The following is a 24,886-nucleotide window of genomic DNA, read 5'->3' as shown; positions in this document are numbered from 1 at the left end:
CCGCAGCCGTGGCGGCGATGAAAGGTGGCACTGGGGGAAAAGGCGGCTGCCGGCCATATATTGGAGGAACATGGAGATGGATAAGCAGGATTTAAATTATAAAGAATATGTGGAAATCGCCCAGGGGGTCTATTGGGTGGGTTTTTATGATGAGGGAGCAGGGCTTCACTGCAATCCTTATTTGATTGTAGACGGTGATGAAGCAGTGCTTATCGACAGCGGCAGCCGGGATGATTTCAGTACGGTCATGCTGAAGATCATGCGAACGGGAACCAGTCCGGGTAAAATCAACCGCCTGATCTACCAGCATTATGATCCGGATTTGTGCGGCAATCTACCTCATATAGAAACCCTCATTAACAGCCGGGAATTAAAAATCATTTCCCATCATGAAAATAATATTTTCATTAATTATTATTCCAAGAATACGCCTAAGGAGTGTATTGAGAAATTAGGGTATCACTTTGAATTTGCAAACGGCAGACGGCTGGAGTTTATCAGGACACCTTATGCCCATTCGCCTGGCAGCTTTGTTACTTATGACGTGAAGACAAAGATATTGTTCAGCAGCGATATTTTCGGAAGCTATGATAACAACTGGAATTTATATACCCTGATCGGTGATAAGTGCCTGGATTGTACGCCCCGGCAGATCTGTCCCATTACCGGGAAGCCATGTCAGATAAAGGGCATGGTGAATTTTCATCAGCGCATTATGCCATCGAAAAAAGCGCTGCATTATGCCCTTGAAAGAATTGAGGAGCTGGATATTTCCATGATCGCCCCCCAGCATGGCAGCATACTGGATATACCTGAGGCACAAAGTATTGCAATCAAACGGTTAAAGGAATTGACCAGCCTTGGGATTGATTATTTTCTGGAGGGGGAAGGAAATTGAGGCGGACAGATTCGATCCTGCTGGGAGAGAATATGGTATTGGATGAATCGGGTACGGATGAATATGTCAAGTCCATGCTTGATTATTTTGCAAAGCAGGTGGATAACCAGACCCATACCGCATTGGTCTCTGAGATCATGGAGAGGTATGTAGACATATCAAAGCAGCTGGAAGAAAAGGGAAGAGAGCTGGAAAAAAGCGAATTATCTCTCCGGGAAGCCCAGGAAATCGCCCTTATAGGAAATTGGGAACTGAATCTGACCACAAAGCAGCTATGGTGGTCGGATACCATAAACCGGATATTGGAAATAGAAGCGTCTAAAAAGCCGGATCTTATGCTGTATTTAAAAAAGATCCATCCTGATGACAAGAAGCTGGCAAATCAGATATTACGGGACATGGAAAATGGCATGGTTCCTGCCGAATACCGGTACCGTCTGCTTATGGAGGGGAACAGGATCAAGTGGGTACATATCCGGTTTGTAGCTTCAAAGGATTCTGACGGAAAAACAACCAGCGTTCATGGCACCATTCAGGACATCACAAATGGTAAGGCTGTTGAGGAAAAGCTGGAAGAATATAATCACCATCTGGAGGTCCTTGTTCAAAAAAAGGTGGAGGAAGTATCGGCTTCCCAAATGGCCACCATCCATGCTTTGGTGAAACTTTCGGAGTCAAGGGATGACGATACGGGAGAGCATATTGTGAGAACGTCGAAGTATTGCCGGCTTCTGGCGGAAAAGCTTCGGGAAAGGAACGCGCATCCAGGAGAAATAAACAGGGCCTTTATTGACAGCATTACCCAGGCCAGCCCTCTTCATGACATCGGAAAGGTTGGGATTCCGGATGCGATCCTGTTAAAGCCGGGAAAACTGACGGCGGAAGAATTTGAAGTCATGAAAACCCATACTACCATAGGATACCAGACCCTGGCCAGTGTGGAAAAAAAAGATACGGGAAGCGCATTTATCAAAATCGGCAAGGAAATCACTCTCTGCCATCATGAAAAATGGGATGGAAGCGGTTACCCAAAGGGACTGAAGGGAGAAGAAATTCCAATATCAGCCCGGATCATGGCCCTGGCGGATGTGTATGACGCCCTTCGGTCTAAACGTGTTTATAAGGAGGGGTATTCCCATGAAAAGAGTTCACAGATCATGACCCAGGGCAGAGGCAGCCACTTTGATCCTCTTTTGGTAGATCTGTTTCTGGAAAATGCTCATGCTTTCTGCAATATATTTGAACGGAGTTCCATTTACAGGGAGTGATAAAAGCAGCAGATGAGGAACAAGTCCTGCTGAACCGCCGGTTTAAAAAAGTTCGTGTTTTCCAGGTTAAGGAGAAAACACGAACTTTTTTCATGCCGTTTTAAATTTCATAATAATTGGCCTGTCCATCCAGCCTTTTTTGTTCTTCCACCAGATCTGCCAGGGTAATGCCGTCCACTACGTGGGAGATGGCATGATCCAGCTCTTTCCAAACCATGAGAGTGGCGCAGTTCTGGGAACGGCTGCAGGGGTTGACCTCATCCTCCAGGCAGGTCACTGGAACCAGACTTCCTTCCGCAAGACGGAGTATCATGCCCACGGTATACTCGGAAGGATCCTTAGTAAGATAATAACCACCCTGGGCGCCTCTTCTGCTTTTCACATACCCGGCTCTGCTTAATATGGTAACTATCTGTTCCAGGTATTTATCAGATATTTCCTGGCGTTCCGCCACCTGATTGATCTTTGTGCATTCCCCTGGATGCAGTGCAAACTCAAGCATCATACGAAGAGCGTAACGTCCCTTGGTAGAAAATTTCATGGTTATAACTCTCCTTCCTAATTATTCTTATCTGTTTAGTAGGATATAAAAATATTGTACACGAAACCTTAGGAAAAGTAAACCTTAAATTATCCGGCTTCCCAATTTCTGAAATTGGATGTATACTAATACTCATTGGGGAATTGGGAAAAGAAGGGAGGACATTTGTGAAGAAAAGACAAAGTACGAACCAGATCATCATGACGGAAGGGATAATCTGGAAGCAGCTCCTGGCATTTTCCCTGCCTCTTCTGGCCGGAAACCTGTTTCAGCAGCTTTATAATACCGTGGATTCTGTTGTGGTGGGCAACTTTATCGGAAGCGATGCACTGGCTGCCGTAGGCTCAAGCAATTCCCTGATCAATCTGATCATCGGCCTGTTTATGGGGATCGGAACAGGGGCGGGAGTCATCATATCACAGTATTACGGGGCAAGGGATGAGAGAAAGCTTCACTGGGCAGTTCATACAAGCATGGCATTAAGTTTGACCGGAGGAGGAATCCTTATCGTTGTTGGGGTGCTTATGTCGCCTTTGATTCTAAGCTGGATGGGTACTCCGGAAGGGGTTATGCCAAACTCTGTGGCGTATTTAAGGATATTTTTCTGCGGCTCTCTGTTTAATCTCGTATATAATATGGGAGCAGGAATCTTAAGGGCTGTAGGAGATGCCAAAAGGCCTCTTTATTATCTTTGCGTGTCTTCGGTTGTGAATATTATCCTGGATCTGGTTTTTGTTGTGGTCTTCGGCATGGGAACGGAAGGTGTGGGATACGCCACGGTCGCAGCCCAGGCAGTGTCTTCTGTGCTGACGGTACGGGCGTTGATTAAAACAGAGGATATTTACCGGCTGATTCCTAAGAAGATAAGGATAGACAAAAGAATGATGATGCGTATATTAAAGCTTGGTATTCCAAGCGGAATCCAGCAGTCTATTATTTCTCTGTCCAATGTGATCGTTCAGGCAAATGTCAACAGTTTTGGCTCTGCCGCAATGGCAGGGTTCGGCGCCTACAGTAAAGTGGACGGATTTGCCATGCTTCCCCTTCAAAGCTTCTGCATGGCGGCCACCACCTTTACCGGGCAGAATATTGGTGCAAGGAAATCAAAACGAATAAAACAGGGGGTATATCAGGGGATTGTCATAAGTATGGCTTATACGGCAGTCATATCCGTGATATTGTATCTCAATGCAAAGCATATTCTTAAAATCTTTTCACCTGATACAGAGGTTATCGCTTATGGGTATTCCACCATGCTGATATTGCTTCCGTTTTACTGGACTCTGGCCATTCACCAGATTTTAATGGGCAGTATACGGGGCAGCGGCAGAACCATGGTTTCTATGCTGATCGGTGTGGGAAACATGTGCATTCTGCGTATGATCTACATTAATCTGCTGGTTCCATTTTTCCCCAGTTTTGGAGCAGTCATGTGGTGTTATCCTATAACATGGATCACAACGATGCTCATGGACTGTGTTTACACCTTAAAGGCCAGGTGGATACCAAAGGGCACCAATGAATAGATAGGAGATAAAAGAGATGAAACATGGATATATCCGGGTTGCGGCGGCGACCCCAGATGTAAAAGTAGCAGACCCGGAATTTAACAGAGAACGGATCTGTGAACAGATAAAAGAAGGAATCAAAAATCATGCAAAGCTTATGGTGTTTCCGGAGCTTTGCCTGACTGCCTATACCTGCGGCGATTTATTTGGCCAGGATGCATTGCTAAGAAGAGCGAAAAAGGAGCTTAAGGAGATTTTAAAGGAAACAAAGGGCCATGATCTTCTCTGTTTTATCGGCATGCCATGGGAGGAAAGCGGAAAGCTTTATAATACGGCGGTTGCCGTGCAGAACGGAAAGATCCTTGGGATCGTGCCAAAGACCTGTCTGCCCAATTATTCGGAGTTTTATGAGCTGCGCTATTTCCAGCCTGGGAACGAAATTCCGGTGATGGTTAAATGGGAGGAGGATACAGTCCCAATGGGTGCCAATCTTCTTTTTGCATGTGAGGATATTCCCCAGCTTGTAGTGGCAGCAGAGGTATGCGAGGATGCATGGGTTCCCAATCCGCCCTCCATCCGTCATGCCATTGCGGGAGCCACGGTTATGGCAAACTGTTCTGCCAGTGATGAGACCACGGGAAAAGATATTTACCGGAGAAGCCTTATTACGGGCCATTCAGCCAGCCTGGTTTGCGGCTACATCTATGCCAACGCAGGAGAGGGAGAATCCACTCAGGATCTGGTGTTCGGAGGCCAGAATCTGATTGCGGAAAACGGGACCCTTCTTGCGGAATCCAGCCGTTTTGGAAACAAAACGGTATACGGGGATATGGATCTGGAACGGCTGGTTCATGAAAGGCGCAGGATGACCACATTTCCAGCAGCCGACCGCAATCATTATCTGGTAGTTCCCTTCCGGATGAAGAAGGAGGAACTGGAGTTAAAAAGGTTGATTGATCCCAGGCCCTTTGTTCCGGACAATGAGTCGGAAAGGAACCGAAGGTGTGAGGAGATTCTATCCATACAGGCCATGGGATTAAAAAAGAGGCTGGCTCATACCGGCTGCAAGCATGGGATCGTAGGGATTTCCGGCGGCCTTGATTCCACACTGGCTCTTCTTGTGACGGTCCGGGCCTTTGACATGCTTAAGATTCCAAGAGAACAGATTCACGGGGTGACCATGCCCTGCTTCGGTACAACGGACCGGACGTATCAGAACGCCTGTACCCTGACCAGGACCCTTGGAGCGGAGCTTACTGAGGTGAACATCAGGGAAGCGGTAAGTCTTCATTTCCGGGATATCGGGCAGAGGGAAGGCGTTCATGATATCACCTATGAAAACTCCCAGGCAAGGGAGCGGACCCAGGTTCTGATGGATCTGGCCAACCGTTTAAATGGTATGGTCATTGGAACAGGGGACATGTCGGAGCTGGCTCTTGGCTGGGCTACCTATAACGGCGACCATATGTCCATGTACGGCGTAAACTCTTCGGTTCCCAAAACCCTGGTCCGGCATCTGGTCCGCTACTATGCAGATACCTGCGGAGAAAAGGACTTAAGCGGCGTGCTGTATGATGTTTTGGATACGCCCGTAAGCCCGGAGCTTCTTCCTCCTAAGGATGGGGAGATTGCCCAGAAAACTGAGGATCTGGTAGGCCCGTATGAACTTCATGATTTCTTCCTGTACCAGATTTTAAGGTTCGGTTTCCGGCCGGAGAAGGTTTACCGCATGGCGGTCCATGCTTTTTCCGGGCATTACGGAAAGGATGAGATATTAAAATGGTTAAAGGTATTTTACAGAAGATTTTTCAGCCAGCAGTTTAAGCGCTCCTGCATGCCTGACGGACCGAAGGTGGGCTCTGTCGCAGTTTCTCCCAGAGGAGATTTGCGAATGCCCAGCGATGCCGTAAGCCGCCTGTGGCTGGAAGAGTTGGAGAACTTATAAAAGAGAGGTACATTATGATAACCAGCAGCGCCAATGCAAGGGTGAAACAGGTGATGAATTTATCAAAGAAGGTCAAAGCCAGAAAAACAAGCGGCCTTTTTGTGACGGAAGGCCTTCGTATGTTTAAGGAAATTCCGGCGGACAGAATCGACAGCCTTTTTGTGTCGGAAGACTTTATAAAGGATGAGGCCCATAAAAGGCTTTTGGCAGGAATGAAATATGAAACCGTTTCCCGGGAGGTGTTTAAGGTCATGTCAGATACCCAGACTCCGCAGGGAATATTGGCTCTTGTCAGGCAGCATGCCTTCCGGACGGAAGATCTGCTGGCAGCTCCTGGTCCCGCCTTTTTGATGGTTCTGGAAAACATCCAGGATCCGGGTAATCTCGGAACAATTCTCAGGGCGGGGGAAGGAGCCGGGATCACCGGCGTACTCATGAGCGAAACGACTGCAGATATTTACAATCCGAAAGTGATACGCTCTACCATGGGCTCTGTTTTTCGCGTTCCATTTGTATATACGGAAGACCTTCCTGCCTCTTTAAAGGCCTTGAAAGCCGGCGGAGTCAGGCTTTATGCGGCACATTTAAACGGCAGGAATAATTATGAAAAAGAGGATTATACTGTTGATACAGGGTTTTTAGTGGGGAACGAAGCAAATGGCCTGACAGACGAAACGGCAGCACTGGCGGATGCCTGTGTAAAGATACCCATGAAAGGAAAGGTGGAATCCTTAAATGCTGCAGTTGCTGCTTCTGTGCTCATGTTTGAGGCGGCCAGGCAGCGGAGGGGGTAATCGTCAGAAAATTGTAAGGCTTTTTACAGGAGGAAATATTGAGAAATACTGGAACATATAGTATGATGGTACCAACAGATAGATTTGCCGGGCAGCTTTGCCTACACTGGCAGGGAAGGGGAATGATGAGATGGCAGCAGTCTATTGGCTTATTGCATTTGTAGTGCTTCTGGGAATAGAAGCGGCGACCATGGCTCTGACGACCATTTGGTTTGCTGGAGGCGCTTTGGTTGCATTTTTGCTGGCGCTGTTTGGAATTAATATCCAGGTGCAGTTGGCGTTATTTGTTATTGTATCTTTTTTACTTTTATTTTTTACCAGGCCTTTTGCCTTAAAGTATGTAAACCGAAACACGGTGAGAACCAATATGGATAGCCTGATCGGAAAGAGCGCCAGGGTCACGGTTGAGATTAACAACGCAAAGGAACAGGGCGCTGCAGTTCTTAATGGCCAGGAATGGACAGCCAGGGCGCTTGAGGAGAATAGGATATACCCGGAAGGCGTTATGGTGAAAGTAAAAGAAATCAGAGGCGTTAAATTAATTGTGAGTGAGACTCAGGAGGAATTGTAGTATGGGAGTAGTTGGATTTACAGCGGTTATTATCATATTAATTGTTATTCTGGCATTATTGGCATCCTGTGTTAGGATTGTTCCCCAGGCACAGGCCCTGGTTGTAGAGCGTTTGGGCGCTTTCCTGGAGACATGGTCTGTAGGTGTTCATATTAAGATGCCGATTCTTGACAGAGTTGCCAAAAGGGTAAATTTAAAGGAGCAGGTAGCGGATTTCCCGCCTCAGCCGGTTATTACCAAGGATAACGTTACCATGAGAATCGACACGGTGGTATTTTTCCAGATTACAGATCCCAAGCTTTATGCCTACGGTGTGGAAAATCCCATTATGGCCATTGAAAACCTGACGGCCACGACCCTTCGTAATATCATTGGTGATCTGGAGCTGGATCAGACCTTGACCTCAAGAGAGACCATCAACGCAAAGATGAGAGAAACCCTTGATATTGCCACTGACCCATGGGGAATCAAGGTGAACCGTGTGGAGCTTAAAAATATTATGCCTCCGGCAGCCATTCAGGATGCCATGGAGAAGCAGATGAAGGCAGAGCGTGAACGCCGTGAGGCCATCTTAAGGGCAGAAGGAGAGAAAAAATCTACCGTTCTTGTGGCAGAAGGTAAGAAGGAATCCGCAATTCTTGATGCAGAAGCTGAAAAGCAGGCAGCAATCCTTCGTGCAGAGGCAGAAAAGGAAAAACGGATCCGTGAAGCAGAAGGTCAGGCGGAAGCCATCTTAAAAATCCAGCAGGCCAATGCGGATGGAATCCGTATGATTAAGGATGCCGGTGCGGATCAGGCTGTTTTGGTCCTTAAGAGCCTGGAGGCATTTAAGGCGGCAGCCGACGGCAAAGCGACTAAAATCATCATTCCTTCCGAGATCCAGGGTCTGGCAGGACTGGTATCTTCCATCACGGAGATTCCTAAAAATCCGGTGGAATAACTTCCTTTCAGCTAAAACGACCGCAGCAGGGGGCATATGCCCTCTTGCTGCGTTTTTGGCATAATTTGCATCTGAATGAATCAAGCGGAATCAGCCGTTCGATAAGCCAAAGGCGGATCGAACTTCCTTGTATGTTTATTAGGAGGGATTTATGGAACTGAAACTGGATTTAAGCAGGGAGTATGGACTTGTGCTGGAAGGCGGAGGAGCCAAGGGAGCTTATCAGATCGGTGCTTGGAAGGCCTTGCGGGAAGCAGGTGTAAGGATTAAAGGTATAGCGGGTGTTTCCGTTGGATCCTTAAACGGTGCTCTCATTTGTATGGATGATCTGGAGCGGGCGGAAAAGATATGGAAAAACATTGAATACTCCCAGGTTATGGCGGTAAATGATGAGACCATAAAGGCACTTAGGGAAAGGGATTTTAAATCCTTAAATTTGCAGGATCTGATCAGCAGCGGATTCCAGATCTTAAAGGACGGCGGATTCGACATCACTCCCTTAAGAAATCTTATTGAGGAAGTGGTGGGAGATGAGGATAAGATCAGAAATTCCGACAGGGAGCTATATACCGTCACCTATTCGGTTTCCGACAGGAAAGAACTGGCCGAGGATATAAGAACCGGTGAAGCAGGGACGATCAAGGATATGCTGCTGGCCAGCGCTTATTTTTTGGCCTTTAAAAATGAAAAGCTGGGCGGAAAACGGTATATGGATGGCGGAGGGGTCAACAATGTTCCCATAAATGTGCTTCTTGAACATGGATATGAAGATATCATTGTGATACGAATTTATGGCCTGGGTCTTGATAAAGAGCGGGTCACAGAAATTCCAGAGGGAATCCGGGTGTACCACATCGCTCCCAGGCAGGATCTGGGGGGAATTCTGGAATTTGATAAAAAAAAGACCAGAAAAAACATGACTTTGGGATATTATGATGCAAAAAGGTTCTTATATGGCCTTTACGGGCGTATTTATTATATTGATGCACCTAATACGGAGCCTTATTATTTCGATAAGATGATGTCTGAATTGGAATTCTTTAAAATATACATGCAGGATACCCTTAATGAAGAGGGAATGGCGGCACTTACGGGGTACCGGGCATTTACGGAAAAGTTATTTCCCAGGCTGGCAGAGGAGTTTAAGCTGAAGGAAGGCTGGGATTATAAGGACATGTATCTGGGGCTTCTGGAAGATCTGGCAAAGCGATTAAAGGTCAGACGCTTTCAAATATACACGGTTGATGAGCTGTTGAGAGAGATCAGAAAGAAGTTCCGGTCTCTTGAAAAGGCCGGTTCCTTACTGCCAGATAATAAGAAATAAAAAAGTATTGCATAACTATACGCTATATACTATAATAATGTATAAAAATACAAGTAGAAAAGCGGAGGAAGCAATATGAACTTAAAAGGAAGAAATTTTATCACATTGAAGGATTATTCACCGGAAGAGATCGGATACCTGTTAAAGTTGGCTGCTGATTTAAAGGCGAAGAAAAAACAAGGGATTACAGGAAATTCTCTGAAGGGGAAAAACATTGCCCTTATATTTGAAAAGCCATCCACCCGTACCAGATGTTCCTTTGTGGTGGCTGCGGTGGATGAAGGAGCCCATCCCGAATATTTAGGAAAAGATGACATCCAGCTGGGACACAAGGAAAGCGTGGAAGATACGGCAAGAGTTTTGGGAAGGGTCTTTGATGGAATCGAATTCCGCGGTTTTAAGCACAAGACAGTAGAAGATCTGGGGAAATATGCAGGAGTTCCGGTATGGAACGGGCTGACGGATGATTATCATCCAACACAGATTCTGGCAGACCTTCTGACCATGAAGGAACATTTCGGATATTTGAAGGGACTTCATTTTGTATATGCAGGAGATGGACGCAATAACATGGCCAACAGTCTGATGATCGGCATGAGCAAAATGGGCGTTCATTTTACCATACTGGCCCCTAAAAGCCTGTGGCCCAAGGAGGAACTGGTGGATTTATGCCAGGGCTATGCGAAGGAAAGCGGGAGCACCATCACTCTTACCGAAGATACGGATGCAGTAAAAGACGCGGATACTATTTATACCGATGTGTGGTGTTCAATGGGCGAAGAAGATAAGGCAGCCCAGCGAATCACACTGTTAAAGCCTTACCAGGTAAACAAAGAGCTGATGGAAAAAACCGGTAAGGATACTACCATATTCATGCACTGCCTGCCGGCTGTCAAGGGGAATGAAGTGACAGAAGATGTTTTTGAATCCGGCGCATCTGTGGTATTTGATGAAGCAGAAAACAGAATGCATACCATTAAGGCGGTAATGGTGGCAACCTTAGGAGAGTAGAATATGTATATACAGGAACGAGGAAAAAGCTTGAGAAACGCTTCCATGCTCGTGGATATCCTCCATATTGTGGTGGGAATCCTCATCGTAGTGCTGGCAGTCCTATCATTTTTAAACCCGGAAGACCACATGCTTTTGATACCGGCCATATTTTTCCTGGCCGGCGTGCTTAACCTGGTCAACGGGATTTATAAAATCAGACTCAGCGGCCGGGAAAAAAAGAAGAAGGCAGCGGGCGTGGCGGTCCTCTTGTTCGGGATCCTTCTTACGGCCCTTACTGCAATCAGTGCGGTGAGCATCTGGTGGGGGTGATGTCATTGAAAACAGAGATTCTTAAGCTGCTTAAGGAAAGTGACGGCTATTTATCCGGGCAGGAGCTGTGCAACCGCTTCGGAGTTTCAAGAACGGCAGTTTGGAAGGCCATCCGTCAGCTGGGAGAAGAGGGATATGAAATTGAGGCAGTTCGAAATAAAGGGTATCATTTCATCGGTTCTTGTGATATAATGACGAAAACAGAGATAGAAAGCTGTATCAAAGGGAAATTCGGCCGGGAGGTGGAATACCATGAGATCATTGATTCCACCAATATAAGGGCCAAGCGCTTGGCTGAGGAAGGTGCTTCCAGTGGAACTCTTGTTTTGGCGGACCTCCAGGAGGCGGGCCGGGGCAGAAGAGGACGTACCTGGGTATCTCCTTCCGGAAATAACATATTTATGAGCCTGATCTTAAGGCCGGACATTCTTCCGTCCTCAGCTTCTATGATAACCCTTGTGGCCGCCCTGGCGGTTTATGACGGAATAAAGAATTTGACAGGCCTTGCAGCAGGCATTAAGTGGCCCAACGACATTGTTGCTAATGGAAAAAAGCTGTGCGGTATTCTGACAGAAATGAGCGCTGAGCTGGAAGGAATCCATTATGTGGTAGTCGGGATCGGAATCAACGTCAATATGGAAGAATTTCCTGAAGAGGTAAGGCAGACAGCCACCTCCCTGTTTTTGGAAACAGGGGAAAAGGTGGGAAGAAGCCGGCTGGTTGCTGCTGTTATGGAGGCTTTTGAACAATATTATGAAGAATTTATCAGCCAGGGTGATTTATCCGGGCTGATAAGTGTCTATAATAAGAATATGGTCAATGCAGGAAAGGAAGTAAGAGTTCTGGACAGGTCAGGAGATTATATTGGTAAGGCTTTGGGGATCAACGAAAAGGGAGAGCTTCTTGTGGAAGTGGAACCGGGAAAGGTCAGGCGTGTGATTTCCGGAGAAGTATCTGTCCGGGGAATCTACGGATATGTGTAATGGACAGCCATTCGCTTTACGATAAGTTACAGGTTTTAGAACCCAGGGAAAAAGAGCTGGATACAAAAGAACGGCTTAAAGCTATGGAGCGCCCCCTTTTAACCTGGTACAGCAAACATGCCAGGGCTCTTCCCTGGAGGGACCGGCCGGACCCATACCGGGTATGGATATCGGAGATCATGCTTCAGCAGACAAGAGTAGAAGCTGTAAAGCCCTATTATGAGCGTTTTATAGGTGATTTGCCCGGGATCCGTGAACTGGCAGCAGTGCCGGAAGACCGGTTATTAAAACTTTGGGAAGGCTTAGGCTATTACACCAGGGCAAAAAATCTAAAGAAAACAGCAGAGCTTCTTGTAGAGCAGTATGGCGGAGAACTTCCCGCCTCCTACGAGGAGCTTAAAAAGCTTCCGGGGATCGGATCTTATACTGCAGGGGCTATTGCATCCATAGCCTACGGCATTCCTGTTCCTGCAGTGGATGGCAATGTTTTACGGGTGGTTTCCAGGGTGACAGGCAGCAGAGAAGACATATTAAAGCAGTCGGTAAAAACACGCATGGAGGAGGAACTTAAGGCTGTGATGCCGGAAGAGGCAGCCAGCTCTTATAACCAGGGACTCATTGAAATCGGAGCCATTGTATGTGTACCCAATGGGCCTCCCTTATGCAGTCAATGTCCTCTGGCCTCCCTATGCGTTGCAAGAATCAAGGGTCTTATAGGGGAAATTCCGGTAAAGACTCCTAAAAAGAACCGAAAGATTGTGGATATAACAGTGATGCTTCTGTGGCAGAATGGCCGGATCGCCATTCGCAAACGGGAGGACACCGGGCTTTTAGCCTCACTCTATGAGTTCCCCAATGTGGAAGGTCATCTAAAAGAGGAGGAAATTCCTGCCCGGCTTGGAGTGGAGGAGGCTGTCATAGCCCCTCTTCCTGCCGCAAAGCATGTGTTCAGCCATGTGGAATGGCATATGACAGGGTTTTGGGTGGAACTTGAGGAACCGCTTCACGGAGACTATTTATGGGTCACCGGTACGGACTTAAAGAAAAATTATTCTCTGCCAGGTGCATTTAAGGCGTATACAAAACTAATCAGGTGATAGAATGAAAAAGATTCTTTTTATATTTAATCCCCGCTCAGGGAAAGCTCAGATCAGGAATAAGCTGATGGATATCCTGGATATTTTTACAAAGGCCGGTTACGAACTGACAGTCCATGTGACCCAGCGGTGCGGCGACGCTATGGAAGCTGCCGCTGCATACGGTGGTAATGCGGACCTGGTCGTGTGCAGCGGGGGGGACGGGACCTTAAATGAAACCATAAGCGGCCTCATGAAGCTGGACCAAATCCCGGATCTTGGATATATTCCGGCTGGGTCCACCAATGATTTTGCTTCCAGCTTAAAGATTTCCAAAAATATGAAAAGGGCGGCGGAAGCGGCAGTTTTTGGCGAACCTTTTCCCATTGATATCGGCTGTTTTTGCGGGGACAGGCATTTTGTGTATATTGCGGCTTTTGGAGCTTTTACAGAGGTATCTTATTTAACCCCTCAGGATAAAAAAAATGTACTGGGACATCAGGCGTATATGCTGGAAGGAATGAAAAGCCTGGCTTCCATAAAGTCATACGGGATGCGGATCGAGTGTGGGGAGATGACTCTGGAAGGGGAGTTTATATTCGGCATGATAACCAATACCATGAGTGTGGGGGGCTTTAAAGGCCTAGTGGCCCAGAATGTCGCTCTTGACGACGGTGAGTTTGAAGTGCTGCTTATCCGGACACCCAAAACACCTCTGGATCTGACCAACATCATTAACTACATGTTTCTGAAGGAAGAACCAAACGAATACGTCCATAAATTTCGGACAAGGTCTTTGAAAATTCTCTCGGAAGAGCCTATAGACTGGGTGTTAGACGGAGAATTCGGCGGGACCAGGAGGGAAGTTGACATCAATAATTTAAAGAAAAGAATCCGAATTATGAGAAAAGTGCCGAAAAAGCAATAATACAGCTTTTTTAGCAGAAATATGTTGAAATATGGATTCCGGTAGTATATAATGAAAAGTTGTGTGGGCTTTATGTATACCTCTTAGCGAAAGGACGTTATTAAGTGGAAAAGGATAATTTTTTAGATAAGCTGGGAAAACTTGTCGAACTTGCAAAAACGAAGCACAATGCTTTGGATGTAACGGAGATTAATAACTTCTTTATGGGGGAAGAACTGACAACCGAGCAGATGGATCAGATTTATACGTACCTGGAGAATCGCGGCGTAGACGTGATCCCGGTCATTGACGATTCCGTTTTAACTGATGATGTGCTCCTGTCAGACGACCTGCTTTTAGATGATGATCTTGATGACAGCTTTATAAAGGATGTTGATGAGGAAGATATTGATCTTGATGCCATTGACCTGTTAGAGGGCATTGGTACGGAAGATCCTGTCCGCATGTATTTAAAGGAAATTGGCACAGTACCACTTTTGAACGCAGAGGAAGAACTGCGCCTTGCTAAGAGAAAAGCGGATGGCGATGATGATGCCAAAGAGCGTTTGATTGAGGCAAACCTGCGCCTTGTAGTCAGTATTGCAAAGCGCTATACGGGCCGCGGAATGAGTTTCCTTGATCTGGTTCAGGAAGGAAATTTAGGCCTTATTAAAGGTGTGGAAAAATTTGATTATACAAAAGGTTATAAATTAAGTACATATGCTACTTGGTGGATACGGCAGTCTGTGACCAGAGCCCTTGCAGACCAGGCCAGAACGATTCGTGTGCCTGTGCATATGGTGGAGACGATTAATAAAATGTCCAAGATGCAAAGAAAACTGACTCTGGAACTTGGATACGAACCGTCTGTGTCCGAACTGGCGGAAGCCCTTGACATGTCTGAGGACAAGGTCATGGAGATTATGCAGATCGCCAGAGAACCGGCATCCCTTGAAACGCCAATTGGGGAAGAGGATGATTCCAACCTGGGAGATTTCGTAGCCGATAATAACGTTGTGACTCCGGAAGGCAATGTGGAATCCGTTATGCTGAGAGAGCATATTGACGCCCTGCTTGGAGATTTAAAGGAGAGGGAACGCCAGGTGATCGTACTCAGGTTCGGCCTGGAGGATGGCCATCCCCGTACACTGGAAGAAGTGGGAAAAGAATTTAATGTTACCCGGGAACGCATCAGGCAGATAGAAGCAAAGGCACTTAGAAAGCTTAGAAATCCTGTCCGCAGCAAACGGATCAGGGATTTTCTGTAGAAAACAGGAGGCGTGGCAGGCTACTGCGGACGCCTTTTTGTCATTTGAACGCAGCGGTCCGCGTTCGTGAGCAAGCGACGAAGCAGAGGGTCTGGCTTTGGTCATATCCAATGCCAGCTTTTTTATAGCAGGGAAGGAGCTACCATGAACCAGAGAAATTATCAGAAGGAATTGGATCAGGTCATTGCAGGATTAGTAGATCAAGAAAAAATCCCAAGACTGCTTCTGCACAGCTGCTGTGCACCGTGCAGCAGCTATGTGCTGGAGTATTTATCCCACTATTTTGAAATAACTGTGTATTTCTATAATCCTAATATATATCCTCCCGAGGAATACAAAAGGCGGGTAAACGAGCAGGAACGGCTCATTGCCGCCATGAAGTTTGACCATCCTGTTGCCATGGAAGCTGGGCCCTATGAGCCGGATGAATTTTATCGTATGGTAAGAGGACTTGAGCAGGAACCGGAAGGGGGAAAACGGTGCTTTAAATGCTATGAACTGCGTCTCCAGGAGGCGGCAAAGGTGGCTCAGGCAGGGCGCTTTGATTACTTCACCACCACGTTATCCATAAGCCCCTTAAAGAATGCAGGGAAGCTGAATGAGATCGGAGAGAAGCTTGCCAAGGAGTACAGGGTTTCTTATCTGCCTTCTGATTTTAAGAAAAAAAACGGATATAAACGGTCTGTGGAGCTTTCTGGGGAGTATGGCCTTTACAGGCAGGATTACTGCGGTTGTGTCTATTCTCAGAGAGAAAGACAGGCTTTTTCTAAGATCTCCTAGGCGGGATAGTCCTTTGGAAAATATGTAAAAGACCGATGGTTTGTCTTGACACAAATTGGATATTGTAATAAAATTAACTGCAAGGAGTATAAAAAAATTGAGGATAAAGGAGAAAATTTTATGTTATCAAAAACACTGACCGTAGTAAATCCATCCGGACTTCATTTAAGACCAGCAGGGGTGCTGTCTCAAACAGCTATGAAATTTAAATCTGATGTTATCATCGAATATGGAGAGAAAAGAATCGTGGCAAAGAGCGTATTAAACGTTATGGCAGCCGGAATTAAATGCGGAACAGAAATCAAACTGATCTGTGACGGCGAAGACGAGGCAGCTGCAATGAAGACCATGACAGAAGCCATCGAAAGCGGTCTTGGTGAGATGTAATACTGTTTTTTTATTTTAAAAGAATATTGTATAAGCCCTGGGAAGATTCCCAGGGCTTTTTTAGCTGCTATGGAGGCTCAATGAGTTATTCCTGCAATGGGAAAGCTTTGAAACCATACTATTGGCTTAATAATTGAAAGCTATGACTTCAAATAATTAGAAGTTTGTTCCAGAATATTTAAAAGTCGATAAAATTGTGTAATAACAGAAGAAAAAACATAAATATTCTTTATAATAATTAGAATATTGAATTAAAAATTATAAATTATCAAATTATCTGACAATATAAAAATAAAATCCGTTTACAAGTGGGAAAAAATGTAGTATTATCAACTAAAATTTACTGTAATACATCAGCACCCAAAAGCTGAGGGAAAAATCAGGAACGTCCTCCGGGCTAACCACTATGTCCATAGATATGGGCGAGAATAAGGAAAGGATGAGATTATGGATATGAATACAAAATCCCCCACTAAGAAGGCATCGCCGGGGCTATATGACCCCCGCTTTGAACATGACAACTGCGGCATCGGAGCGGTAGCCAACATAAAAGGCGTAAAGACTCATAAAACGGTGGAGCAGGCTCTCCATATCGTGGAGAATTTAGAACACCGTGCAGGAAAGGATGCGGAAGGGAAAACAGGGGACGGAGTCGGAATCATGCTCCAGATCTCTCATAAGTTCTTCAAAAAAGTGACAAAGCCTCTTGGCATAGAGCTTGGAGAGGAAAGGGAGTACGGCGTTGGAATGTTTTTCTTTCCCCAGGATGAGCTTGCCAGAAACCAGGCTAAGAAGATGTTTGAGATCATTGTAAAAAAGGAAGGTCTTGAATTTTCCGGTTGGAGAGATGTGCCCATTCATCCGGAGCTGATCGGCGCCAAGGCGGTGGATTGTATGCCCTGCATTGCCCAGGGCTTTGTGAAGAAACCGGTGGATACTGCCAGAGGACTGGAGTTTGACAGGAAGCTTTACGTTTCAAGACGTATTTTTGAACAAAGCAACGACAATACCTATGTGGTTTCCTTAAGCAGCAGGACCATTGTCTATAAGGGGATGTTTTTGGTAAAGGAACTAAGAAAGTTTTTCCCGGATCTTCAGGATAAGGATTATGAATCTGCCATCGCTGTGGTTCATTCCCGGTTCAGTACCAATACCAACCCCAGCTGGATGAGAGCTCACCCCAACCGTCTCATTGTACATAACGGCGAGATCAATACCATTCGGGGCAATGTGGATAAGATGATGGCCAGAGAAGAGAATATGGAATCCGAGTATTTCCGGTATGACATGCATAAGGTCCTTCCAATTATAAACCAGGAAGGTTCGGATTCAGCCATGCTAGATAATGCGTTGGAATTTATGATGATGAGCGGAATGGATCTTCCTCTGTCTGTTATGGTGACCATTCCGGCACCATGGGAGCATGACAAATCCATGTCCCAGGAGATTAAAGACTTTTACCGTTACTATGCCACTATGATGGAACCGTGGGATGGCCCGGCTTCCATTGTATTCAGCGACGGTGATCTGGTGGGAGCTGTTTTGGACCGCAATGGTCTTCGCCCGTCCAGATACTATATTACAGATGAAGATCAGATGATCCTGGCCTCCGAGGTAGGCGCCATCGATATTGAGCAGAACCATGTGGTGAAAAAGGAGCGCCTTCGTCCCGGCAAAATGCTTCTCATCGATACGGTCAGGGGCTGTCTTATCAGCGATAAGGAGCTTAAGGAATATTATGCTGCCAGCCAGCCATATGGAGAATGGCTGGATTCCAATTTAATTGAATTACGTGACCTGCCTATCCCCAATAAGGGAGTTCCTGCCATGAGTGAAGAGGAAAGGGCGAAGCTGCAGAAGACCTATGGCTACACCTATGAGGAATACAAGACCATGATCCTGCCCATGGCTTTAAATGGTGCAGAAGCAGTATCCGCCATGGGTGCCGACAGTCCTCTGGCAGTGCTAAGTAAGAAGCATCAGCCACTGTTCAATTATTTTAAACAGCTCTTTGCCCAGGTTACTAATCCGCCCATTGACTCCATCCGGGAAGAGATTGTCACTTCCACTACTATTTATGTAGGTGAAGAAGGGAACATCCTGGAGGAGACAGCAGAAAACTGTAAGATACTGAAAGTCAATAATCCCATTCTCACCTGTACGGACCTGTTAAAAATTAAAAACATGAAAAAGCCCGGCTTTAAGGTTGAAGTGATCCCCATAACCTATTATAAAAATACCTCCCTGGAGAAAGCCATTGACAGGCTCTTTCTGGAGGCGGACCGGGCTCACAGGGATGGGGCCAATATCATTATCCTGTCTGACCGGGATATTGATGAAAACCATGTGCCTATTCCCTCCCTGTTAGCGGTATCTGCGCTTCAGCAGCATCTGGTAAAGACAAAGAAGAGGACTTCCATGGCACTTATACTGGAAAGCGGAGAGCCAAGGGAGGTACATCATTTTGCCACTTTGCTGGGCTATGGAGCCTGTGCCATCAATCCTTACCTTGCCCAGGAGTCCATACGCTCCCTCATGGAAAGAGGCATGCTGGATAAGGACTACTATGCGGCTGTAGAAGATTATAACGCAGCGGTACTTCATGGCATCGTAAAGATCGCCTCCAAAATGGGGATATCCACCATACAGTCCTATCAGGGAGCCCAGATCTTTGAAGCCATCGGAATTTCCAGGAAGGTGGTTGACAAATATTTTACGGATACAGTCAGCAGAGTGGGAGGGATCACCCTTGATGACATTGCCAATGATGTGGATGTACTTCATTCAGCCGCCTTTGACCCTCTTGGCCTTGACGTGGATCTGACACTGGAGAGCGTTGGAAGCCATAAAGAACGGGCTGGGCAGGAGGAGCATTTATACAATCCGGTTACCATACATCTCCTTCAGGAGGCTGCCAGAACCGGAAGCTACGAAACATTTAAAGAATATACTCATGCTTTGACGGAAGAGGGGCAGACAGTCAATTTAAGAAGCCTTCTGGACTTTGATTATTCCAAATCAAAGGAAATTCCATTGGAAGAAGTGGAAAGTGAAGAGTCTATTGTCAAGCGGTTTAAGACGGGAGCCATGTCCTACGGCTCCATTTCCCAGGAAGCCCATGAAACCCTGGCCATTGCCATGAACCGGATTCACGGCAAATCAAACAGCGGCGAGGGCGGTGAAAGCCTGGAGCGTCTGACTCCGGGAGCAGACGGTGTAAACCGCTGTTCTGCCATTAAGCAGGTGGCCTCCGGGCGTTTTGGCGTAACCTCCAGGTATTTAGTCAGCGCAAGGGAGATCCAGATTAAAATGGCTCAGGGTGCAAAGCCGGGAGAAGGCGGCCAGCTTCCGGGGGAAAAGGTATATCCGTGGGTCGCAAAAACCAGGCATTCAACTACGGGCGTAGGGCTTATTTCCCCTCCGCCTCACCACGATATTTATTCCATTGAGGATCTTGCGCAGTTGATTTATGATTTAAAAAATTCCAATACAGAGGCCAGGATCTCTGTTAAGCTGGTTTCTGAGGCAGGTGTGGGCACGGTTGCCGCAGGCGTTGCAAAAGCCGGTGCCCAGGTAATCCTGATTTCTTCCTTTGATGGGGGGACCGGAGCGGCTCCCAGAAACTCCATTTATAATGCAGGGCTTCCATGGGAGTTAGGTGTGGCGGAGGCCCACCAGACCCTGATCATGAATGGGCTGCGGGACAAGGTGATTCTGGAGACGGATGGCAAGCTGATGACAGGACGTGATGTCGCCATTGCCTGCGCTTTGGGGGCAGAGGAATTTGGCTTTGCCACAGCTCCCCTTGTGACCCTGGGCTGTGTCATGATGAGGGTCTGCAATCTGGACACATGCCCGGTGGGGATTGCCACCCAGAATCCGGAGCTTAGGAAGCGCTTTAAAGGAAAACCGGAACATGTGATTAATTTCATGCATTTTATTGCCAGAGAGCTTCGGGAGTACATGGCAAGGCTTGGCATCCGTACCGTCGATGAGCTTGTGGGAAGAACCGATCTTTTGAAGAAGAAAGACAGTATTTCTTCGGAAAGAGCAGGCAAGGTGGATTTTTCTGCTATACTGAATAATTCCTATGCCGGGCAGAAGCGGGCGGGCTACGGCCAGAAGCAGGGATTTGATTTTGGACTGGATAAGACCATTGATGAGAAGATTATACTTAAAAAATTAAGAGAGGCTCTCCAGGGAGGTCAGAAAAAGAGCCTTCATATTGATGTATCCAATACGGACCGGGCTTTAGGCACCATATTTGGTTCGGAAATCACCAGGCTTTACCCTGAGGGTCTTGCTGAGGATACCTTTACCATCAACTGTACAGGCAGCGGCGGACAGAGCTTTGGAGCTTTTATTCCCAAAGGCCTTACCCTGGAACTGGTAGGGGACAGCAACGACTATTTCGGAAAGGGACTTTCCGGCGGAAAGCTGGTAGTTTATCCCCCTCAGGGTGTTAAGTTTAAGGCTGAGGAGAACATTGTCATTGGAAATGTGGCTTTGTACGGTGCCACCAGCGGGAAGGCATTTATCTGCGGGATCGCCGGCGAACGCTTCTGCGTCAGAAACTCCGGTGCAACTGCTGTTGTAGAGGGCGTGGGAGACCATGGCTGCGAATATATGACAGGCGGCCGGGTAGTAGTGCTTGGCTCCACCGGCAAAAACTTTGCTGCTGGAATGAGCGGCGGCATTGCCTATGTGTTGGATGAAAAAAGGGATTTTTATAAGCGGCTCAATAAGGAAATGGTTTCTTTTGAAGAGGTCACCAATAAATATGATGTTCTTGAACTGAAAGACATGATCAAGGAGCATGTGGCATATACCAATTCTGCAAGGGGAAAAGAGATCCTTGATAACTTTGGAGAATACCTGCCTAAATTTAAGAAAGTCATGCCTCATGATTACAGGCGGATGATGAACACCATCGTTCAGATGGAAGAAAAGGGCTTAAGCAGTGAACAGGCGCAGATTGAAGCATTTTATGCCAATACAAAAAAATAAGGAGGAGCAGAAATGGGAAAACCAACAGGATTTTTAGAATATAGCAGAAAAACGGGAAAAACGGTAGACCCCAAGGCTCGTATTAAAAATTATAACGAGTTTCATCTGCCTCTTTCTGAAAAAGAACAAAAATGTCAGGGAGCCCGCTGTATGGACTGCGGCGTCCCCTTCTGCCAGTCCGGAGTGATCTTGAAGGGAATGGTTTCCGGCTGTCCCCTTAATAACTTAATCCCTGAGTGGAATGAGCTTGTATATACAGGAACATGGCAGCAGGCCTACAACAGGCTGAAAAAGACCAACAGTTTTCCGGAATTCACCGCCAGGGTATGCCCGGCTCCCTGTGAGGCGGCATGCACCTGCGGTTTAAACGGTGACCCGGTGAGCATCAAGGAAAATGAGTTGGCCATTATTGAACGGGCTTATGAAAGCGGCATTGCAGGTCCGGTACCTCCAAAGATCCGCACAGGCAAAAAGGTAGCAGTCATTGGTTCCGGTCCGGCAGGGCTTGCAGCGGCAGATCAGTTGAACAAAAGAGGGCACAGCGTCACTGTTCTGGAACGGGAAGACCGTACCGGCGGCCTCCTCATGTATGGAATCCCCAACATGAAACTGGAAAAGCATGTCATTGAGCGGAAGGTAGAGATCATGAAGCAGGAAGGTGTGACCTTCCTGACAGGTGCTGATGTAGGGAAAAATCAGAAAGCCAAAGATCTTCTAAAAGAGTTTGACCGGATCATCTTGGCCTGCGGTGCTTCTAATCCCAGGGATTTAAAAGTTCCTGGAAGAGATGCTGAGGGAATCTATTTTGCTGTGGATTTTTTAAAGTCCACCACAAAGAGCCTGTTAAATTCCAACTTACAGGATCAGGGCTATCTATCCTCAAAAGGAAAGCATGTCATTGTCATCGGCGGCGGCGATACCGGAAATGATTGTGTGGGAACTGCCATCCGGCATGGCTGTGCGTCCGTGATACAGGTTGAGATGATGCCCAAACTGCCTGATAAAAGAACCCCGGACAACCGTTGGCCCCAATGGCCGAAAGTATTGAAAACCGATTACGGCCAGGAAGAATCCATTGTTGTATTTGGAAAGGATCCCAGGGTATATCAGACCACAGTAAAGGAGTTTATCAAGGATAAATCCGGCAAGGTGGTAAAAGCGGTGCTTATGGGTCTGGAGCCTAAAAAGGATGAAAAAACAGGCCGTCTGAGCATGGAACCAATCGCCGGCAGTGAAAAAGAAGTTCCGGCTGACATGGTTTTGATTGCGGCAGGGTTTCTGGGGGCGCAGAATTATGTGGCTGACGCTTTTGGCGTAAAATTAAACGGCAGAAGCAATGTGGAAACTGAAAACGGGAAATACAAGACAAATGTGGATAAGGTATTTGCTGCCGGAGACATGCGCCGGGGACAGTCACTGGTGGTCTGGGCCATCAGAGAAGGCCGGGAAGTGGCCAGGGAAGTAGACATCAGTTTAATGGGATATTCAAACCTGGCATAAGGATTTGATAGTCAAAGAGAGGCTTTTGCACAACAGATTTCAGTCATCTGTTGAGCAAAACCTCTTTTTTTATTATGGGCTTTAGCCTGTTGAACATGGGTGAGTTTCTCTTTAAGAGAAATGAATCCATGTGAAATAATAAACCACCCGCTATGCGGGTGCGAGTCAGTAAGTTATACAAAAAATCACCTTTCCGATTATAATAGAGGTGTCCAAGCCACTATTAGAGAAAGGAAAGGTGATTTCAATGGCGAAGAAAGCCAATGAACTGGCACACACGAAATGGATGTGCAAATATCATATCGTCTTCACACCTAAGTATAGACGAAAAGTAATTTATAATCAATACAAGGAAGATTTGAGAGAAGTCTTGAAGCAACTATGTAATTATAAGGGGGTCCAAATCTTAGAAGGCCATATTATGCCGGATCATGTACATATGCTGGTAAGTATTCCGCCTAAAATTAGCGTATCCAGTTTTATGGGTTATCTGAAAGGCAAATCCGCCCTTATGATGTTTGATCGCCACGCAAACCTAAAGTATAAATTCGGAAACCGACATTTTTGGTCGGAAGGATACTATGTAAGCACAGTAGGACTAAATGAGGACACCATCCGAAAATATATACAGGAGCAGGAAAAAGCGGATATTATGCAAGATAAACTAAGTGTAAAAGAATACGAGGACCCTTTTAAGGGTTAGTCGGTATTACAAAGGCCCCTTCAGGGGCGGCGACGAGTCAAAAGCATAGTGGCTTGAACGAAGTGAAAGCCAGCGCCTTGAGACGCTGGCCTAGTATCAAAGGGTTATACCCTTTTCACAAGCCACCCGTTTTACGGGTGGTCTTGACTAAATGCTGCCGTTCATTCGCCTGTTATAACATTGGGGCCGGAGCAGCAGGTAATTGCTTTGAAGCATACTGTATGGGAATGGAATTTTGCGATCACTGTATCAGCAATCGATCCCGGCCTTTCGCGCCTGGCTGCATAAATCCCTGGTCTTCAGGGTAAATTCTTTTCCGTCCTTAATGAAATGAGTGCCGCATTGCCGGAACTGAAAACGCACCCCTTTTTCCATACATTGTTCTCTTAAGGATAAAACCCAGTCATAATGAAGGGGCCTTGCATGATAATCTGATTCGCCTCCCACGACAACCAGTTGGATACCTTCCAGGTAGTTTTCTAAGTGGATATCCTCGATAAGAGGCTGGCAAATAATATTTTTATGTTTAATGGGAAGCTGGGAGAATATGGGAAGACGGTAATCCGCCCTGTCCTGGTTTTCAATGGTACAGCCGACCGTTACATGATCATAACCTTCCCCCCAGTTTTTTGGAATGCACTGTAAAAATCGATCAATCCGCTTTGTTAAAAAGACAAAATGCAGATCAGGACGCTGATGCATCATTGCCCAGCATTCATTTCTCCATTCATCGGCCTCTTCGATCAAAAAATCACTGGAAAAACAGAGATATACCGTTTGCCCAGATTTCATTTTATATTCGCCTTTTTTATTTTTAGCGACCGGTGCCTCAAATTTATCTGACTTTATAATCTCTTCCGTATTAATCCCTCGTTTGCGGTCCCCTTTATGAATATAACAAAATTTACAGCCTTCGCTGCACCTGCGGCAGCCCCTCCATGGATTCCAGACAGCCATGACTTTCCTCCCCATATAAAATTTCTCTATTATATGATTTTAACATGATATAAGGAAAAATTCCAGATAGATTTCATAAAACGAAAAAATAAAGTATCATTAACGATAATTACAACCTGTAAAAAAGCGGTGTTACTTATTATAGTATTAGTGAAGGTATTAACAGTTTTCTGCACATGGAGGACATGGAGAAAATGAATAAAAAA

21 protein-coding genes are annotated in these 24,886 nt (G+C 46.3%); 19 read left to right on the top strand and 2 right to left on the bottom strand.

Features of this window, described 5'->3' with window-relative positions:
- Positions 1 to 76: 76 nt before the first annotated feature.
- On the top strand, positions 77 to 898 hold the full coding sequence (locus CLOSA_RS12615) for an oxygen-binding di-iron domain-containing protein (RefSeq protein ID WP_013273157.1): 822 nt from the start codon (positions 77 to 79) through the stop codon (positions 896 to 898).
- On the top strand, positions 895 to 2,166 hold the full coding sequence (locus CLOSA_RS21770) for an HD-GYP domain-containing protein (protein ID WP_049791660.1): 1,272 nt from the start codon (positions 895 to 897) through the stop codon (positions 2,164 to 2,166). The genes CLOSA_RS12615 and CLOSA_RS21770 overlap by 4 nt, the downstream gene beginning before the upstream one ends.
- A 100-nt stretch (positions 2,167 to 2,266) precedes the next feature.
- Here CLOSA_RS21770 and CLOSA_RS12605 read toward each other — a convergent pair whose 3' ends face one another.
- Complete coding sequence (locus CLOSA_RS12605; protein ID WP_013273155.1) at positions 2,267 to 2,707, bottom strand: RrF2 family transcriptional regulator; 441 nt, start codon at positions 2,705 to 2,707, stop codon at positions 2,267 to 2,269.
- 167 nt (positions 2,708 to 2,874) lie between these two features.
- On the opposite strand from CLOSA_RS12605, the gene CLOSA_RS12600 reads away from it, so the two are divergent.
- The 17 genes from CLOSA_RS12600 (at position 2,875) to tnpA (ending at position 23,723) form a co-directional block, all read left to right on the top strand.
- Entirely contained in the window at positions 2,875 to 4,233 is a 1,359-nt protein-coding gene (locus CLOSA_RS12600; protein ID WP_013273154.1) for an MATE family efflux transporter, read from the top strand.
- A gap of 16 nt (positions 4,234 to 4,249) precedes the next feature.
- Positions 4,250 to 6,160: an NAD(+) synthase gene (locus CLOSA_RS12595; protein WP_013273153.1), complete on the top strand. Its 1,911-nt coding sequence runs from the start codon at positions 4,250 to 4,252 to the stop codon at positions 6,158 to 6,160.
- A 14-nt stretch (positions 6,161 to 6,174) separates the two neighbouring features.
- Positions 6,175 to 6,954, top strand: a complete 780-nt coding sequence (locus CLOSA_RS12590; RefSeq protein ID WP_013273152.1) for a TrmH family RNA methyltransferase — start codon at positions 6,175 to 6,177, stop codon at positions 6,952 to 6,954.
- A 130-nt stretch (positions 6,955 to 7,084) separates the two neighbouring features.
- Positions 7,085 to 7,525: an NfeD family protein gene (locus tag CLOSA_RS12585; RefSeq protein ID WP_013273151.1), complete on the top strand. Its 441-nt coding sequence runs from the start codon at positions 7,085 to 7,087 to the stop codon at positions 7,523 to 7,525.
- A gap of 1 nt (position 7,526) precedes the next feature.
- Positions 7,527 to 8,465 (top strand): SPFH domain-containing protein, encoded by a 939-nt coding sequence (locus CLOSA_RS12580; RefSeq protein ID WP_013273150.1) that lies wholly within the window; start codon positions 7,527 to 7,529, stop codon positions 8,463 to 8,465.
- A 151-nt stretch (positions 8,466 to 8,616) separates the two neighbouring features.
- Positions 8,617 to 9,789 carry a patatin-like phospholipase family protein gene (locus CLOSA_RS12575; protein WP_013273149.1) on the top strand — a complete coding sequence of 391 codons (1,173 nt, stop codon included), beginning with the start codon at positions 8,617 to 8,619 and terminating at the stop codon, positions 9,787 to 9,789.
- 75 nt (positions 9,790 to 9,864) lie between these two features.
- Positions 9,865 to 10,800 (top strand): ornithine carbamoyltransferase, encoded by a 936-nt coding sequence (gene argF / locus CLOSA_RS12570; RefSeq protein WP_013273148.1) that lies wholly within the window; start codon positions 9,865 to 9,867, stop codon positions 10,798 to 10,800.
- A 3-nt stretch (positions 10,801 to 10,803) separates the two neighbouring features.
- Complete coding sequence (locus CLOSA_RS12565; RefSeq protein ID WP_013273147.1) at positions 10,804 to 11,112, top strand: DUF6637 family protein; 309 nt, start codon at positions 10,804 to 10,806, stop codon at positions 11,110 to 11,112.
- A gap of 5 nt (positions 11,113 to 11,117) precedes the next feature.
- The gene (locus tag CLOSA_RS12560; protein ID WP_041709172.1) at positions 11,118 to 12,095 is read left to right on the top strand and encodes a biotin--[acetyl-CoA-carboxylase] ligase; all 978 of its coding nucleotides are present in this window, start codon (positions 11,118 to 11,120) and stop codon (positions 12,093 to 12,095) included.
- Complete coding sequence (mutY, locus tag CLOSA_RS12555; protein ID WP_013273145.1) at positions 12,095 to 13,192, top strand: A/G-specific adenine glycosylase; 1,098 nt, start codon at positions 12,095 to 12,097, stop codon at positions 13,190 to 13,192. The genes CLOSA_RS12560 and mutY overlap by 1 nt, the downstream gene beginning before the upstream one ends.
- A gap of 4 nt (positions 13,193 to 13,196) precedes the next feature.
- Positions 13,197 to 14,099 carry a diacylglycerol/lipid kinase family protein gene (locus tag CLOSA_RS12550; RefSeq protein ID WP_013273144.1) on the top strand — a complete coding sequence of 301 codons (903 nt, stop codon included), beginning with the start codon at positions 13,197 to 13,199 and terminating at the stop codon, positions 14,097 to 14,099.
- A 104-nt stretch (positions 14,100 to 14,203) separates the two neighbouring features.
- Complete coding sequence (rpoD, locus tag CLOSA_RS12545) at positions 14,204 to 15,346, top strand: RNA polymerase sigma factor RpoD (protein ID WP_013273143.1); 1,143 nt, start codon at positions 14,204 to 14,206, stop codon at positions 15,344 to 15,346.
- Positions 15,347 to 15,490: 144 nt separating this feature from the next.
- Positions 15,491 to 16,126, top strand: a complete 636-nt coding sequence (locus CLOSA_RS12540; protein WP_013273142.1) for an epoxyqueuosine reductase QueH — start codon at positions 15,491 to 15,493, stop codon at positions 16,124 to 16,126.
- Between the two features lie 120 nt (positions 16,127 to 16,246).
- Positions 16,247 to 16,513 carry an HPr family phosphocarrier protein gene (locus tag CLOSA_RS12535; RefSeq protein WP_013273141.1) on the top strand — a complete coding sequence of 89 codons (267 nt, stop codon included), beginning with the start codon at positions 16,247 to 16,249 and terminating at the stop codon, positions 16,511 to 16,513.
- A gap of 447 nt (positions 16,514 to 16,960) precedes the next feature.
- The gene (gltB, locus tag CLOSA_RS12530; RefSeq protein ID WP_013273140.1) at positions 16,961 to 21,520 is read left to right on the top strand and encodes a glutamate synthase large subunit; all 4,560 of its coding nucleotides are present in this window, start codon (positions 16,961 to 16,963) and stop codon (positions 21,518 to 21,520) included.
- A gap of 12 nt (positions 21,521 to 21,532) precedes the next feature.
- The gene (locus tag CLOSA_RS12525) at positions 21,533 to 23,020 is read left to right on the top strand and encodes a glutamate synthase subunit beta (RefSeq protein ID WP_013273139.1); all 1,488 of its coding nucleotides are present in this window, start codon (positions 21,533 to 21,535) and stop codon (positions 23,018 to 23,020) included.
- Positions 23,021 to 23,267: 247 nt separating this feature from the next.
- Positions 23,268 to 23,723, top strand: coding sequence for an IS200/IS605 family transposase (gene tnpA / locus CLOSA_RS12520; RefSeq protein WP_013273138.1), 456 nt, complete (start codon positions 23,268 to 23,270; stop codon positions 23,721 to 23,723).
- A 249-nt stretch (positions 23,724 to 23,972) separates the two neighbouring features.
- On the opposite strand, the gene CLOSA_RS12515 is transcribed toward tnpA, so the two are convergent.
- Positions 23,973 to 24,680: a DUF5131 family protein gene (locus CLOSA_RS12515; protein WP_013273137.1), complete on the bottom strand. Its 708-nt coding sequence runs from the start codon at positions 24,678 to 24,680 to the stop codon at positions 23,973 to 23,975.
- Positions 24,681 to 24,886 lie beyond the last annotated feature (206 nt).

The sequence above is a fragment of the [Clostridium] saccharolyticum WM1 genome, from assembly GCF_000144625.1.
GTDB lineage: Bacteria > Bacillota > Clostridia > Lachnospirales > Lachnospiraceae > Lacrimispora > Lacrimispora saccharolytica.
Note: the sequence above shows the minus strand (reverse complement) of the source record. Positions and strands in the feature narration are given on the sequence as shown.